Raw genomic sequence first — 14,490 nt, 5'->3', positions numbered from 1 at the left:
ATGAGGTCCATTGCGTTCGCCGACTTCCTCATCGGCCTAGGCATCCTGTTCGTCCTCGAAGGCTTGATGTTCGCGGCCAGTCCAAACTGGATGCGCAAAGCCATGAAAAGCGCCATCGCCACGCCGGACAACATCCTGCGGGCGGTCGGGATCGGCTCGGCTGTGGCCGGCCTGGTCCTGATCTGGGTTATGCGGCGCCCGATTTAGGCCTTCGGCCCAACGCCAAAGTGAAGGCGCCAGACTGGTTTTCGCCGTATTATCGGGCTCTTGAGGCCCGTTAAGCTCCGCGCTTGCGCCGCGCCCCCGTTCGAGCGCAGTCTGGCGCCGAATCCCTTTCGCCTGGAGATCACAATGACCGCTGCCACCAATGCCCCGTCCTGCTCGCGCCGCCGCGCGCGATTTGGTGTTCGACTTGGGCTGGTTGCGCTCGCCATCGGTGCTTGCAGCGCGTTCGGCGCGCCGGCCCATGCGCGTGGACCGGATGGCATCGCCGACGTCGCCGAGAAGGTGATCGACGCGGTCGTCAACATCTCGACCTCGCAGAACGTCGAAGCCAAGGGCGGGGGCAGCAACTCGATGCCGCAGCTGCCGCCCGGTTCACCCTTCGAAGAGTTCTTCGACGATTTCTTCAAGAACCGCCGAGGGCCCGGCGGCGGCAGCAAGGGCGGCGAGAACAGCGCGCCGCGCAAGACCAATTCGCTCGGAAGCGGTTTCATCATCGACACCGCGGGCGTCGTCGTCACCAACAACCACGTCATTGCGGACGCCGACGAGATCCACGTCATCCTCAACGACGGCACCAAGATCAAGGCCGAGCTGGTCGGCGTCGACAAGAAGACCGATCTCGCTGTGCTCAGGATCAAGCCGACGAAGCCGCTGGTCGCGGTCAAGTTCGGCGACAGCGACAAGCTGCGCCTCGGCGACTGGGTGGTCGCAATCGGCAATCCCTTCAGCCTGGGAGGCACGGTGACTGCCGGCATCGTCTCGGCCAAGAACCGTGACATCTCCTCCGGGCCGTACGACAGCTACATCCAGACCGACGCATCCATCAACCGCGGCAATTCCGGCGGCCCGCTGTTCAATCTCGACGGCGACGTCATCGGCGTCAACACGCTGATCATCTCGCCGTCCGGCGGCTCCATTGGCATCGGCTTTGCCGTGCCGTCGAAGACGGTGGTGGGCGTCGTCGACCAGCTCCGCCAGTTCGGCGAGCTGCGCCGCGGCTGGCTCGGCGTGCGCATCCAGAGCGTCACCGACGAGATCGCCGAAAGCCTCAACATCAAGCCCGCGCGGGGCGCGCTGGTCGCCGGTGTCGACGACAAGGGCCCGGCCAAGCCCGCCGGCATCGAGCCCGGCGACGTCGTCGTCAAGTTCGACGGCAAGGACGTCAAGGACCCGAAGGATCTGTCCCGCGTCGTCGCCGACACCGCGGTCGGCAAGGAGGTCGACGTCGTCATCATCCGCAAGGGCAAGGAAGAGATCAAGAAGGTCACGCTCGGCCGCCTCCAGGATCCCGACAAGGTGCAGGCCGCGGTGAAGACCGACGAGCCGGCGCCGGAGAAGCCGGTGACGCAGAAAGCGCTGGGCCTCGATCTTGCTACACTGAGCAAGGATCTGCGCACGCGCTACAAGATCAAGGACAGCGTCAAGGGCGTGGTCGTCACCAATGTCGACACCAATTCGGACGCCGCCGATAAGCGTCTGTCCGCCGGCGACGTCATCGTCGAGGTGGCGCAGGAGGCGGTGTCGAGCGGCGCCGACATCCAGAAGCGGGTCGATCAGCTCAAGAAGGACGGCAAGAAATCGGTGCTGCTGCTGGTCTCGAACGGCGAGGGCGAGCTGCGGTTCGTCGCGCTGAGCGTGCAGTAGTGGGCGCTGTTCGCGCCACATTCAACTGTCATGCCCCGCGAAGGCGGGGCATCCAGTACGCCGCGGCTTCTCGGTTCTAGCTTCGCTGTCTCTGGAATACTGGATCGCCCGCCTTCGCGGGCGATGACAGAGAGAGGGGAGGCTTTACCCCTCCACGAACTCGTCCCGCCGATACCCCTGCGCATACAGCAGCGCAGTGAGATCGCCGTGATCGATCCGCGCGGCCGCGGCGGCCGCCACCGCCGGCTTGGCGTGATAGGCGACACCCAGACCCGCGGCCTGGATCATCGCAAGGTCGTTGGCGCCGTCGCCGACCACGACCGAGTCGATGTCGTCGAGATCGAACGATTCCATCAGGTCCACCAAGGTGGCGAGCTTCGCCGCGCGGCCCAGGATCGGCTCCTTCACTTCGCCGGTGAACTTGCCGTCGCGCACGACGAGCTCGTTGGCGCGGTTCTCCTGGAAACCGATCTTGGCGGCGACCGCGCGCGTGAACAATGTAAAGCCGCCGGAGACGAGGCAGGTATAGGCGCCGTTCGCGCGCATGGTGGCGACCAGCTCGCGGCCGCCCGGCGTCAGCGTGATGCGCTTGGCCAGGACCTCGTCGACCGCGCTGGCGGGCAGGTCCTTGAGCAGCGCGACGCGCTCGCGCAGCGCCGGCTCGAACTCGATCTCGCCGCGCATCGCACGCTCGGTGATGGCAGCGACATGCGCCTTGACCCCGACAAAATCGGCGAGCTCGTCGATGCATTCCTGGCCGATCATGGTGGAGTCCATGTCGGCGAGAAAAAGCTTCTTGCGCCGGAAGCCGACAGGCTGCACGACGATGTCGATGGGCAAATCGCCGCGGAGCTCGCGGAGCCGCTGCTCGATGGCGTTGCGGTCGCCTTCGAGGTTACTGTCCGCGCCGAAGGGGATGTCGACCGCAACCCTGTCGAACAGCCAGTGCGCGGGCGCCGCCTGCGGCAGCACGGCGCGGGCGCCATCGACGATGGTCGAGTCGAGCGCGGGATTGTCAGGGTTGCAGATCAGCGTGGCGACGAGGGACATTTGAGGTTTTCGTGAGCGAGGGGTATTCCAGCAAGGCCGTGCTTATCGCAGGCCCGACCGCCAGCGGCAAGTCGGCGCTGGCGCTGGAGCTTGCGCGTGCCGCCGGCGGCGTCGTCATCAATGCCGATTCCATGCAGGTCTATCGTGACCTCCGCATCATCACGGCGCGGCCGACCGCGGCGGACGAGGCGCTCGCGCCGCATCGTCTCTATGGCCACGTCGATGCCGCCGTGAATTTCTCGGCCGGTGCCTGGGTAAGCGATGCGGCGAAGGCGCTCGACGAGGCGAGGGCGCAGCGACAGCTGCCGATCATCATTGGCGGCACCGGGCTCTATTTCAAGGCGCTGACCACAGGTCTCTCCGCGGTGCCGCCGATCCCCGCCGAGCTGCGCGAGGATGTGCGCGCGCGGCTGGAACGGAACGGCGTCGAAGCGCTGCACGCGGAACTCGCAGTCCGCGATCCGCGCGCGGCCGAGCGATTGAACCTGCGCGACCGCACCCGCATTGCCCGCGCGCTCGAGGTGATCGAGGCAACCGGCCGTTCGCTGCTCGATTGGCAGCGGGAGGGACAGCCACCGCTGCTGCCCAAGGACAGATTTCGCGCGGTCTTCCTCGCACCCGAGCGTGACGAGCTCTATGCCCGCATCGATGCCCGTTTCGATGCCATGCTGGGCGCCGGCGCGCTCGAGGAGGTCGAGCGGCTCGCCGCCAGGCATCTCGATCCGCTGCTGCCGGCCATGAAGGCCCATGGCGTGCCATCCTTGATCCGGCACCTGCGCGGCGAGCTCAGCCTGGAGGAGGCCGCCAGCATTGGCCGCGCCGATACGCGCCATTACGCCAAGCGGCAATTCACCTGGTTCCGGCACCAGCTGCCGGACTTCGAATGGGTGAGGCCGGAGCAAGCGAGCGGATGGCTCGCCGCGGCCGTGCCGACGGAACGGCGCACCGACTGACGCGCTTTTGTGCCGGGTTCCCGAATTTACCTCTCGCCGAACCCGGGGAACACCGCTACACTGCCGAAATCGCGCGGGAACGGCCGCATTGCCTTGACATCCAAGGTTTGGCCGCTATGTTTCGCGCAACCTTTGGGAAGCCGAGCGCCGCCATGCGTAACATTATTACCAAACTCCTTATCGCCGTCGTACCCAGGCACACCGCCGGGGGTGGCTAGCTGCCATCCACATGACAGGCGGTGTGCATGGGCCCTCTTCGGGGCCTTTTTTATTTCCCGAACCCGACACGAACGAAGCCGCTGACAACAGCGCATCCGGAGCAAGCCAATGAGCGACAAGAGCCACGATCCGAACCAGATGACGGGCGCCGCGATGATCGTCCGCGCACTCATCGATCACGGCGTGACCGACATTTTCGGCTATCCCGGCGGCGCGGTGCTTCCGATCTATGACGAGATCTTCCAGCAGAGCGAGGTCCAGCACATCCTGGTCCGCCACGAACAGGGCGCGGGCCATGCCGCCGAGGGCTATGCGCGTTCCACCGGCAAGCCGGGCGTTGCGCTCGTGACCTCCGGCCCCGGCGCCACCAACATGGTGACGCCGCTGACGGATGCGCTGATGGACTCCATTCCGCTGGTCTGTATCTCCGGCCAGGTGCCGACGCATCTGATCGGCAACGACGCGTTCCAGGAATGCGACACCGTCGGTATCACGCGTCCCTGCACCAAGCACAATTGGCTGGTGCGCGACGTCAACGATCTCGCCAAGGTGCTGCATGAGGCCTTCTACGTCGCCACCTCGGGCCGTCCGGGCCCGGTGCTGGTCGACGTTCCCAAGGACGTGCAGTTCGCCACCGGCACCTACCATCCCCCGCGCAAGTCCGACGTGCACCGCTCTTACGCGCCGCGCGTGAAGGGCGATGCGACGCAGATCCGCAAGGCGGTATCGCTGCTCGCGAACGCCAAGCGTCCCGTGATCTACAGCGGCGGCGGCGTCATCAATTCCGGCTCCGAGGCGACCCACCTGTTGCGCGAGCTGGTTGAGGTCACCGGCTTCCCGATCACCTCGACGCTGATGGGCCTCGGCGCCTATCCGGCGTCGGGCAAGAACTGGCTCGGCATGCTCGGCATGCACGGCACCTATGAGGCCAACATGACCATGCATGATTGCGACGTCATGCTGTGCGTCGGCGCGCGCTTCGACGACCGCATCACCGGCCGCGTCGATGCGTTTTCACCCGGCTCGAAGAAGATCCACATCGACATCGATCCGTCCTCGATCAACAAGAACATCCGCGTCGACGTGCCGATCATCGGCGATTGCGGCAACGTCCTCGGCGACATCCTCCAGGTGTTCAAGGCGGAGGCGAAGAAGCCCGACATCAAGTCGTGGTGGCAGCAGATTGCGCAATGGCGCGCCCGCAACTCGCTCTATTACAAGAAGAGCAGCGACGTCATCCTGCCGCAACACGCGATCCAGGCCTTGTTCGAGCAGACGCGCGGCAAGGATACCTACATCACGACCGAGGTCGGCCAGCATCAGATGTGGGCGGCGCAGTTCTACGGCTTCGAGGAGCCGCATCGCTGGATGACCTCGGGCGGTCTCGGCACCATGGGCTACGGCCTGCCGGCCGCGGTCGGCGTTCAGGTGGCCCATCCCGACAGCCTCGTCATCGACATTGCCGGCGATGCCTCGGTGCAGATGACGATGCAGGAGATGTCGACGGCGGTTCAGTACGAGCTGCCGATCAAGATCTTCATCCTGAACAACCAGTACATGGGCATGGTGCGCCAGTGGCAGCAGCTGTTGCACGGCAACCGGTTGTCGCATTCCTATTCCGAAGCGCTGCCGGATTTCGTCAAGCTCGCGGAGGCCTACGGCGCCGTCGGGCTTCAGGTGCACAAGCCGGCCGATCTCGATGGCGCCATCAAGGAGATGATCTCGGTCAAGCGCCCGGTGCTGTTCGACTGCCGCGTCGCGGCGCTCGAAAACTGCTTCCCGATGATCCCCTCCGGCAAGGCCCACAACGAGATGCTGCTGCCGGAGCAGGCCAACGACGAGGCGACTGCGAAGGCATTCGCCGGCGGCAAGGCGTTGGTGTGACGCCATGTTCGACCTGAACGAACTCGAGCGCGCACATGCGATCGTGGGGCAGGCGGTGCCGGCGACGCCAGCGCATGCTTGGCCGTTGCTCAGCCGCCGGCTCGGCACCGCGGTAGTGGTCAAGCACGAGAACCACACGCCGACCGGCGCCTTCAAGGTGCGTGGCGGCCTGGTCTATCTCGATCGGCTGAAGCGAGAGCGGCCGAACGTGCCGGGCATCATCTCGGCCACCCGCGGCAATCATGGCCAAAGTCTTGCTTTCGCGGCGCGGCGTCACGGCGTGCCCGCCGTGATCTACGTGCCAAAAGGCAATTCGGTTGAGAAGAACCATGCCATGCGCGCGTTCGGCGCCGATCTGGTCGAGCACGGCGACGATTTCCAGCTGGCGCGCGAAGAAGCCGGGCGCCGCGCGCAGTTCGAAGGCCTGCACATGGTGCCGTCGTTCCACCCTGACCTCGTGCTGGGGGTGGCGACCTACGCACTGGAACTGTTCCGCGCGGTGCCCGATCTCGACGTGCTCTACGTTCCGATCGGGCAGGGCTCCGGTATCAGCGCCTGCATCCTGGTGCGCGACTTGCTGGGCCTGAAGACGGAGATCATCGGTGTGCAATCGACCGAGGCGCCGTCATATGCACTTTCGTTCGCGGCCGGCAAGGTCGTAACGACCGAGACCAGTGACACGCTGGCCGATGGCGTGGCGACACGCTTTCCGGACGCGGAAGCTGTTGCGCTTGTTTGCAAGGGCGCCTCGCGCATCGTCCAGGTTACGGACGGTGAGATCGCGCTCGCGATCCGCGCCTATTGGACCGACACGCACAATCTCGCCGAAGGCGCCGGTGCTGCCGCGCTGGCGGCGGCGCTGCAGGAAAAGAGCAAGCTGAAGGGCAAGCGCGTCGGTCTCGTGCTGTCCGGCGGCAATATCGATTTCGATCTGTTCCGCCGTTGGGTCGGGACGGACGCGCCGGCGACGGCGTGACGGAGAGACAAGAGGGGACGACAATGAACCAGCCCGCATCCGCCTACTTCATCGAGGACCGTCACGATCCCAACGAGACGCATACGCTTGCGGTGCTCGTGCAGAACGAGCCGGGCGTGCTCGCGCGCGTCATCGGCCTGTTCTCGGGGCGCGGCTACAACATCGAGAGCCTCACGGTCTCGGAGACCGAGGCCCAGAAGCATCTGTCGCGGATCACCATCGTCACCACGGGCACGCCGATGGTGATCGCGCAGATCAAGAACCAGCTCGACCGCATGATCCCGGTGTACCAGGTCGTCGACATGACCCAGACCAAGCGCTCGATCGAGCGCGAGTTGGCGATGGTCAAGGTGCGCGGGCAGGGCGAGCATCGGGTCGAGGCGCTCAGGCTGGCGGATGCGTTCCGCGCCCGTGTGATCGACGCCACCACCGAGAGCTTTGTGTTCGAGATCACAGGCAATACGGACAAGATCAATCAATATATCGATCTGATGCGCCCGCTCGGCCTCGTCGAGGTGTCGCGCACGGGTGTTGCCGCGATAGGTCGCGGGCCTGAAGGGATGTGAGCCATGTTGGCGCGCGACTGGTACTACAACGAGCGGAACCGGATGGGGATCGAGCCCGCTGTGGCCTCGATCTACGACAACCATGACGATGCTGATCTGCGCGCGCGCGCCGCGCTGAAGATGCTCGGGGTCCAGCGCGGCTGGCGCATCGCCGATATCGGCTGCGGCAACGGCGTGCTCGCCACCGAAGCGGCGTTGATGGGGGCCGACGTCGACGCCATCGACATTTCCCCGGCCATGCTGGCGCTCGCCGAGATCTACGCCCGCGACCGCAAGGCGCCTGTGCGCACCCAATCCGCCGGCCTGCTGAGCTTCGCCTACCGGCCGGAATCCTACGATCTCATCGTCAGCGAGTTCACGCTGCACCACCTGCCGGATTTCTGGAAGGCGGTGGCGATGTCGCGGATTTTTCGCGCGCTCAAGCCCGGGGCGACATTTTTTCTCCGCGACATCGTTTACTCATCGATGCCCGACGCGATCGAGCGTGACGTCGAGCAATGGGCCGACTTCCAGATCAAGAACCACGATTTCTCCCGCGAGGGCGTGGTGACTCACATGCGCGATGAATATTCCACCTTCGGCTGGGTGATGGAGCGGATGCTGACCGACGTCGGCTTCACCCTGGTCGCGGCCGACTACCACGCGCCGATGCACGGCACGTATCTGCTGCGGAAACCGAAAGCCGGCGAGCAAGGCTAGACCAGAACAACAAACAGGGCTGCGAGACAAAGCAGAACCGGAAACAACAATGAAGCCGGCCGACATCCTCATCGCCGTCATGGTGGCGATCATCTGGGGGCTTGCCTTCGTGGCGAGCCGGATCGCGCTCGACGAGCTGTCGCCGGAGTTGATGACGGCGTTACGCTTCACCATCGCCGCGGTGCCGTGCCTGTTCATTTCCAAGCCGAAGGTCGCCTGGTCACTGCTGATCGCGATCAGCTTCACGCTGTTCCTCGGCCAGTTCCTGTCTCAGGCCTATGGTATCGCCCACGGCGTGCCGGTGGGTTTGACCTCCGTCGTGGTGCAGAGCCAGGCGCTGTTCACGATCGGCTTTGCCGCGCTCGCGTTCGGTGAGCGGCCGACGCCGGTGCAGACTCTGGGGATCGTCGTTGCCGCGGCGGGCCTTTTGATGATCTGCGGCACCGTCGGCTATGATTTCAGCGTCGGCGCCTTCGCGGTTCTGATGGTCTCGCCGCTCAGCTTCGCCATCGGCAATCTGTTGCTGCGCGGCGCCCGCGGCGTGCCGATGTTCGATCTCTTCGCCTGGCTCTGCCTCGCCTCGGCCGTGCCGCTGTTCGTGCTGGCGCTGATCGCCAACGGTCCGGCGCCGACCTGGACGTCGCTGACGCACATGTCGCTCACATCGGCGCTCTGCATGCTGATGCTCGGCGGCATTTCCACCAGCATCGCCTATTGGCTATGGGGCCGCCTCTTGCGCGACTATCCGGCTGCACAAGTGGTGCCGTTCGCACTGCTGGTGCCGTTCGTGGGCTCGGCGGCCTCCAGCATCGTGTTCGGCGAACGGTTCGGGCCGCTGCGCCTCGCCGGCATGCTGACCGTGATCTTTGGGATCGCCGTGATGGTGCTGGCGAAGCGCCCGCAAGTTCTACCGAAGACTGCGTGAGGGTGATGATGACGTACTCGCTGCTCTACGCCTTCCTCGTCTTCATGGTCGTGATGTATTTCACGCCCGGGCCGAACAACATCATGCTGCTGTCCTCCGGCCTGACCTACGGCTTCCGGCGCACCATCCCGCACATCGTCGGCATCGTGCTCGGTTTCGCCTTCATGGTCGCCGCGGTCGGCCTCGGGCTCGGCTCCGTGTTCCTGGCCTATCCGATCCTCCAGACCATCCTGAAATATGCCGGTGCCGCCTATCTGATCTATCTCGCCGCTGTGATCGCCATGGCCGGTCCGGCCAAGCCGGGCGAGGAGAATGGCCGCGGCCCCATGACCTTCTGGGGCGCGGCCATGTTCCAGTGGATCAATGCCAAGGGTTGGGTGATCGTGATCGGCACCATCACTGCCTATGCGGCGATCGCCCAATTCCCGCTCAACATCGCCATTCAGACCGTGATCAGCCTCGTCGTCGGCACGGTCTCGACGGTAGTCTGGGCGCTATTCGGTACCGCATTGCGGCCGGTTCTGACTTCCGAGCGGCTGGTCCGCGCCTTCAACATCCTGATGGCGATCCTGCTGCTGGCCTCCCTCTACCCCGTTTTCATGGATGCATGATGTCGCGGATTTCCATGCAGAAACGGGTTTCCCTCAGGGCTGAAAATGCTCTAGACAGCCCCCGAAATCCGCAAATTTCACCCTTCGGACACTGACCATTGGCCGATTTCGGCCCTGAACGAGGAAACGACCTATGCGTGTTTATTACGATCGCGACGCCGACCTGAACCTGATCAAGGGCAAGAAGGTCGCCATCGTCGGCTACGGCAGCCAGGGTCACGCCCATGCGCTCAACCTGAAGGATTCCGGCGTAAAGGAAGTCGCCATTGCGCTGCGCAAGGGTTCGGCTTCGGCGAAGAAGGCGGAAGCCGCCGGCTTCAAGGTGCTGGAAGTTGCGGAAGCTGCCAAATGGGCCGACCTCGTCATGATGCTGACCCCGGACGAGCTCCAGGGCGACATCTACCGCGAGCACCTGCACGACAACATGAAGAAGGGCGCTGCCCTGGTGTTCGCGCACGGCCTCAACGTTCACTTCAACCTGCTCGATCCGCGTGCCGACCTCGACGTGCTGATGATCGCGCCGAAGGGCCCCGGCCACACCGTGCGCTCGGAATATCAGCGCGGCGGCGGCGTGCCCTGCCTGATCGCAATTGCGAAGGACGTCTCGGGCAACGCCCACGACCTCGGCCTGTCCTACGCCTCCGCCATCGGCGGCGGCCGCGCCGGCATCATCGAGACCACGTTCAAGGAAGAGTGCGAGACCGACCTGTTCGGCGAGCAGGTGGTGCTCTGCGGTGGCCTGGTCGAGCTGATCAAGGGCGGCTACGAGACCCTGGTCGAAGCCGGCTATGCGCCGGAGATGGCCTATTTCGAGTGCCTGCACGAAGTGAAGCTGATCGTCGACCTGATCTATGAAGGCGGCATCGCCAACATGAACTACTCGATCTCCAACACCGCCGAGTACGGCGAGTACGTCACCGGCCCGCGCATCATCACCGACGAGACCAAGAAGGAGATGCGCAAGGTTCTGGCCGACATCCAGGGCGGCAAGTTCGCCCGCGACTGGATGCTCGAGAACAAGGTCAACCAGACCTCGTTCAAGGCGACCCGCGCCAAGCTCGCCGAGCACCCGATCGAGGAAGTCGGCGCGAAGCTGCGCGACATGATGCCCTGGATCAAGAAGGGCGCGCTGGTCGACAAGAGCAAGAACTGACGTCTGCGCCGTCATTCCGGGTTCGCGCTCAGCGCGCGCCCCGGAATGACGAGCGAAATTCAAGCTTCGCTCGCCAAGCCAAATCTTGGACCTTGGCGGCTATGGTCGAGCGAGATCGCAAACAGCGGTCTCGCTCTTTTCGTCTCGGCGAGACATCGCTCTCTCATTCTTTCCCCGGCCTGAAGCGCAGTTGAGCGGCTCGGCTCCTGCCAAATACGGCGTCGCATCAGCCCGCCGGGACGGTCTGCCCACGCGGATCGCGGGCCATCGCGATCATGCGCAGCGCCAGCACGATGAGCAGCGGAAGCAGGAAGGCGGCATAGAGCGGCATCGTCGGCACGCGCTTGCCGAACGAGACCATGAACTGGAGCCAGAGGTAATAGCCGCCCACAAGGTGCAGGGCCCGCCAGGCGCGCGGGCCGATCAGTGCGGCGGTGCGGTCGAACGATGTCGCGCCCATTGCGATGATGAAGCCGTAGCCGATGCCGCCGAAGACGTAGGAGGCTGCCGAGGTGGCCTCGGCAAATCCGGCCGGATCCATCCCGGCAAACGTCATGATCGCCGCCGCGTGGATGGCGTGGGAGGCCGCGAAGCTGAGGCCCAGATAGCGACGGTTGCGCTTCTGCCAGCGCGTCCAGGCATTGGGCCACAGCCGCGCCAGCGCCGCGGCGCTGAACGCGAGGCAGAACAACAGGAGCGAGCTTCGCGCCGTGAAGCGGATCACCGTGCGAACGCCCTCGACCTCGAACTGCCGCATCGAGGCGATCCATAGGCTGAGTGCGACGAGGCTCACGCAGAGAACGGCCAGCAGCCGCCACCCTTCGAGCCAGCTTCGACGTTCGGACATGGCGACCTCCCTCTCTATGTAATCATCGATTACATTCGGCGTGAATGCGCCGTCAACGGTGTAATCATTGCTTACATTCACGTTCGGGTGAGGCTAGAAGGATCCATGCCTGTTCGTCAGCCGTCCAAGCCGCGTGTCCGCCGCCCTGCCACGGAAGCCCGGCCGTACCATCACGGCGACCTCCGCCGCGTGTTGATCGATGCTGCGCTGCAACTCGCAGCGGAAGGCGCCGAAGTCTCGGTGCGGGAGGCCGCGCGCCGGGCCGCGGTGTCGCCGGGGGCGCCGTTCCGACACTTTCCCAACCGCGATGCGCTCATGGCGGCCGCGGCCGAGGAGGCGCAGCGGCGCTTTCGCGCCGAGATCGATGCGGCGCTGCGCGAGGCTCCGGCCGCCGACCCGCTCGCCCGCTTCCGCGCCTTCGGTCTCGCCTATTTGCGTTGGGCCATGCGCAATCCCGCGCATTTCGAGATCATCTCGACCGGGCGCTATTTTGCCCATGGCAGCTCGCCGGACCTGACACGAGACAACGCCGAGCTGATCGCGCTAACGGAGCAGATGCTGGTCGACGCGGCAGAGCAAGGCCTGCTGCGGTCGGCCGACCTCAAGCGTATCCAGGTCGCCGGGCGCGCCCTCGTCTACGGTTTCGCTCGGATGAATCTCGACGGCCATTTCCCGCGCTGGGGCGTCGGGGAGGGCGAGATCGAGCGGATGGCGGAGGGGGTGATCGACCTGTTCATCGCAGGTATCGCAAAGCCCTAGCGGGCCAGCGCTCTGGTCGATGCCGTACGGCGCAGCCCGCTAACATTAAGCGAAGGTCGGACCGCGCCGCGCGTTGCCTCTCCTTGACCATTCCGTTACAGTTTTATGACACGGTGCAGGCTTCCGGCTGCTCCGGACGCCCTGGCTGTTTTTGGGTCGGCCAGCCAGGCTTGGCATCACCGCGCCGGACCAGAAGTTGCGTGTCGTCGATGGCGTCCGCGCCCAATCCAGGTCCTTCTGCCACGACGACCGTGCTGGCGAGCGTCGCCGCGCTCGGCATCTGGCGGCTGCTCGCGGTTGCAGCGCCGCATCTGGCGGCACTCGCCCTGATGTACGAGACCGAGACCGATTTCGGCTCGCGCCTGTCCTTCGCGCTTGCCTGGGGCATCCTCAACTTCTTCTGGATCACGCTGCTGCGTCGCCCCGCGCTGTCGGGTGCGCTGTCGCTGACCATGGTGGTCGTGCTGGTGCTGCTGTCGCGGCTCAAGCACGACGTCGTGCAGATGACGGTCAACTTCATCGACCTGATGATGATCGACCGCGACTCCGTCGCGTTCCTGTTCACGATCTTCCCGAACTTACGCTGGTCGGTGATCCTGGCCGGTCTGGTCACGCTGCCGCTGATGTATGCGCTGTGGTGGCTCGATCCGTTCCGCATCCGCCGCCTGCCGGCGCTCGCCTGCAAGCTCGCCTGCCTTGCCGCCCTGGTCTGCTATTCGCTCTATCACCCGGACGAGGCCTGGCGCGGCTATTACGACGACGGCTATCTCTCGAAATTCTTCCGCTCGGGCGTCACGGCCGTCTCCGATTTTGCGCAATACGGCTTCATGGAGGCGTCTGCTTCGACCGGCGAGCGGCTCAACATGCCGCTGGTCGATGCCTGCCACCCGGCTGGCCGCCGGCCCAACATCATCATGATCCATGATGAATCGAGCTTCGACATCCGCGCCGCCCAGGGCATCAAGGTGCCGCCGCGCTATGGCGACTATTTCAAATCGTGGGACGGCAAGCAGCGCACGTTCCTCGCCGAGAGCAATGGCGGGCCGAGCTGGTTCACCGAGTATAACGTGCTCGCAGGGCTTTCCTCGCGTTCATTCGGCCGCTTCGCCTATTTCGTCACGCGCATCGCCTCGAACCGGGTCGAGCGCGGCCTGCCGCTGGCGCTGCGCCGCTGCGGCTATGACACGCTGTCGCTCTATCCCGCCCATGGCGGCTTCATGGGCGCGCGCAGCTTCCAGATGACGACGGGAATCGAACGCTTCCTCGATTCCAAGGATCTGGGCGCCAAGGGTGTCGAGCCCGACAGCTTCTTCTACGACAAGGCGCTTCAGCTGATCGGCCAGCAGCCGCCGAACAAGCCGCTGTTCGCCTTCATCTATCTCGGTGCCAACCACTTCCCTTGGGAGACCCGCTTCCGTCCCGATCTGCTGCCGAATTGGCGCGCGCCGGGCAATGTGCCGTCCATCGATGAATATCTGCGCCGCCAGACTATGAGCGCCGAACAGTACAAGGCGTTCGTTGCCGGTTTGAAGAAGACCTTTCCCGGCGAGCCATTCCTGATCGTGCGCTACGGCGATCATCAGCCGGAGTTTGCGGCTGCCATCCTCGAGCCCGGGCTCGACGAGGGCGCCATCGGCAAGAAGCTCGACGCCTACGATCCGCGCCTCTACGCGACCTATTATGCCATCGACGCCATCAATTTCGAACCGGTCGGAAGCCAGGCCGTGATGGACACGATTGACGGTCCCTATCTGCCGCTGGTGGTTCAGGAAGCCGCCGGCATCCCGCTCGACCCGTCCTTTGCCGAGCAGAAGGAGATCATGCTCCGCTGCAAAGGCATCTTTTACGGCTGCAAGGATGGCGCCGAGGCGCGGCGGCTGAACCGGCTGCTGATCGACGCGGGGATGATCCGGGGGCTGTAGCCTCTCGCTTGGATCGCGGACGCAACTCTTCGACCGTCACCCCTGAGGTGCTCATCA

The 14,490-nt window shown here is 64.9% G+C and carries 14 protein-coding genes; 12 read left to right on the top strand and 2 right to left on the bottom strand.

The features are described 5' to 3' along the window. On the top strand, nt 1–207 hold the full coding sequence (locus I6F31_RS27165; RefSeq protein ID WP_025038031.1) for a DUF2065 domain-containing protein: 207 nt from the start codon (nt 1–3) through the stop codon (nt 205–207). A gap of 144 nt (nt 208–351) precedes the next feature. After that, on the top strand, nt 352–1,869 hold the full coding sequence (locus I6F31_RS27160) for a Do family serine endopeptidase (RefSeq protein WP_225147803.1): 1,518 nt from the start codon (nt 352–354) through the stop codon (nt 1,867–1,869). A gap of 144 nt (nt 1,870–2,013) precedes the next feature. Here the strand turns inward: I6F31_RS27160 and serB are convergent, their stop codons facing one another. Next, nucleotides 2,014–2,919, bottom strand: a complete 906-nt coding sequence (gene serB / locus I6F31_RS27155; protein ID WP_225141602.1) for a phosphoserine phosphatase SerB — start codon at nt 2,917–2,919, stop codon at nt 2,014–2,016. 11 nt (nt 2,920–2,930) lie between these two features. Here serB and miaA point away from each other — a divergent pair, with 11 nt between their 5' ends. The 8 genes from miaA to ilvC all read left to right on the top strand — a co-directional run bounded on the left by miaA (nt 2,931) and on the right by ilvC (nt 10,905). After that, the gene (miaA, locus tag I6F31_RS27150; protein WP_225141603.1) at nt 2,931–3,872 is read left to right on the top strand and encodes a tRNA (adenosine(37)-N6)-dimethylallyltransferase MiaA; all 942 of its coding nucleotides are present in this window, start codon (nt 2,931–2,933) and stop codon (nt 3,870–3,872) included. A 327-nt stretch (nt 3,873–4,199) separates the two neighbouring features. Beyond that, entirely contained in the window at nt 4,200–5,975 is a 1,776-nt protein-coding gene (locus I6F31_RS27145) for an acetolactate synthase 3 large subunit (protein WP_036025002.1), read from the top strand. Between the two features lie 4 nt (nt 5,976–5,979). Continuing rightward, nucleotides 5,980–6,951, top strand: a complete 972-nt coding sequence (locus I6F31_RS27140; RefSeq protein ID WP_225141604.1) for a threonine dehydratase — start codon at nt 5,980–5,982, stop codon at nt 6,949–6,951. Nucleotides 6,952–6,974: 23 nt separating this feature from the next. Then, nucleotides 6,975–7,517, top strand: a complete 543-nt coding sequence (ilvN, locus tag I6F31_RS27135) for an acetolactate synthase small subunit (RefSeq protein ID WP_018640841.1) — start codon at nt 6,975–6,977, stop codon at nt 7,515–7,517. A 3-nt stretch (nt 7,518–7,520) separates the two neighbouring features. Then, nucleotides 7,521–8,216, top strand: a complete 696-nt coding sequence (locus tag I6F31_RS27130; RefSeq protein WP_225141605.1) for a class I SAM-dependent methyltransferase — start codon at nt 7,521–7,523, stop codon at nt 8,214–8,216. 49 nt (nt 8,217–8,265) lie between these two features. Further along, nucleotides 8,266–9,141: an EamA family transporter gene (locus I6F31_RS27125; protein ID WP_225137977.1), complete on the top strand. Its 876-nt coding sequence runs from the start codon at nt 8,266–8,268 to the stop codon at nt 9,139–9,141. Nucleotides 9,142–9,149: 8 nt separating this feature from the next. Beyond that, nucleotides 9,150–9,752, top strand: coding sequence for a LysE family translocator (locus tag I6F31_RS27120; RefSeq protein WP_036006650.1), 603 nt, complete (start codon nt 9,150–9,152; stop codon nt 9,750–9,752). A 133-nt stretch (nt 9,753–9,885) separates the two neighbouring features. Then, entirely contained in the window at nt 9,886–10,905 is a 1,020-nt protein-coding gene (ilvC, locus tag I6F31_RS27115) for a ketol-acid reductoisomerase (RefSeq protein ID WP_036006621.1), read from the top strand. A 226-nt stretch (nt 10,906–11,131) separates the two neighbouring features. Here ilvC and I6F31_RS27110 read toward each other — a convergent pair whose 3' ends face one another. Next, nucleotides 11,132–11,752 carry a hypothetical protein gene (locus I6F31_RS27110; RefSeq protein WP_128263130.1) on the bottom strand — a complete coding sequence of 207 codons (621 nt, stop codon included), beginning with the start codon at nt 11,750–11,752 and terminating at the stop codon, nt 11,132–11,134. A gap of 105 nt (nt 11,753–11,857) precedes the next feature. Here I6F31_RS27110 and I6F31_RS27105 point away from each other — a divergent pair, with 105 nt between their 5' ends. After that, nucleotides 11,858–12,511 (top strand): TetR/AcrR family transcriptional regulator, encoded by a 654-nt coding sequence (locus I6F31_RS27105; protein WP_225141606.1) that lies wholly within the window; start codon nt 11,858–11,860, stop codon nt 12,509–12,511. A gap of 209 nt (nt 12,512–12,720) precedes the next feature. Further along, nucleotides 12,721–14,433, top strand: a complete 1,713-nt coding sequence (locus tag I6F31_RS27100; protein WP_225186393.1) for a sulfatase-like hydrolase/transferase — start codon at nt 12,721–12,723, stop codon at nt 14,431–14,433. Nucleotides 14,434–14,490 lie beyond the last annotated feature (57 nt).

The organism is Bradyrhizobium sp. NBAIM01, assembly GCF_020194115.1.
Lineage (GTDB): Bacteria > Pseudomonadota > Alphaproteobacteria > Rhizobiales > Xanthobacteraceae > Bradyrhizobium > Bradyrhizobium yuanmingense.
Note: the sequence above shows the minus strand (reverse complement) of the source record. Positions and strands in the feature narration are given on the sequence as shown.

What these genes read in the sequence shown, in the direction of transcription:
- I6F31_RS27130 (WP_225141605.1), top strand. Translation starts at nt 7,521, where the DNA reads ATGTTGGCGCGCGACTGGTACTACAACGAGCGGAACCGGATGGGGATC.
- I6F31_RS27105 (WP_225141606.1), top strand. Translation starts at nt 11,858, where the DNA reads ATGCCTGTTCGTCAGCCGTCCAAGCCGCGTGTCCGCCGCCCTGCCACG.
- I6F31_RS27110 (WP_128263130.1), bottom strand. Translation starts at nt 11,752, where the DNA reads ATGTCCGAACGTCGAAGCTGGCTCGAAGGGTGGCGGCTGCTGGCCGTT.
- I6F31_RS27100 (WP_225186393.1), top strand. Translation starts at nt 12,721, where the DNA reads ATGGCGTCCGCGCCCAATCCAGGTCCTTCTGCCACGACGACCGTGCTG.
- ilvC (WP_036006621.1), top strand. Translation starts at nt 9,886, where the DNA reads ATGCGTGTTTATTACGATCGCGACGCCGACCTGAACCTGATCAAGGGC.
- ilvN (WP_018640841.1), top strand. Translation starts at nt 6,975, where the DNA reads ATGAACCAGCCCGCATCCGCCTACTTCATCGAGGACCGTCACGATCCC.
- I6F31_RS27165 (WP_025038031.1), top strand. Translation starts at nt 1, where the DNA reads ATGAGGTCCATTGCGTTCGCCGACTTCCTCATCGGCCTAGGCATCCTG.
- I6F31_RS27140 (WP_225141604.1), top strand. Translation starts at nt 5,980, where the DNA reads ATGTTCGACCTGAACGAACTCGAGCGCGCACATGCGATCGTGGGGCAG.
- I6F31_RS27125 (WP_225137977.1), top strand. Translation starts at nt 8,266, where the DNA reads ATGAAGCCGGCCGACATCCTCATCGCCGTCATGGTGGCGATCATCTGG.
- I6F31_RS27160 (WP_225147803.1), top strand. Translation starts at nt 352, where the DNA reads ATGACCGCTGCCACCAATGCCCCGTCCTGCTCGCGCCGCCGCGCGCGA.
- serB (WP_225141602.1), bottom strand. Translation starts at nt 2,919, where the DNA reads ATGTCCCTCGTCGCCACGCTGATCTGCAACCCTGACAATCCCGCGCTC.
- I6F31_RS27120 (WP_036006650.1), top strand. Translation starts at nt 9,150, where the DNA reads ATGACGTACTCGCTGCTCTACGCCTTCCTCGTCTTCATGGTCGTGATG.
- I6F31_RS27145 (WP_036025002.1), top strand. Translation starts at nt 4,200, where the DNA reads ATGAGCGACAAGAGCCACGATCCGAACCAGATGACGGGCGCCGCGATG.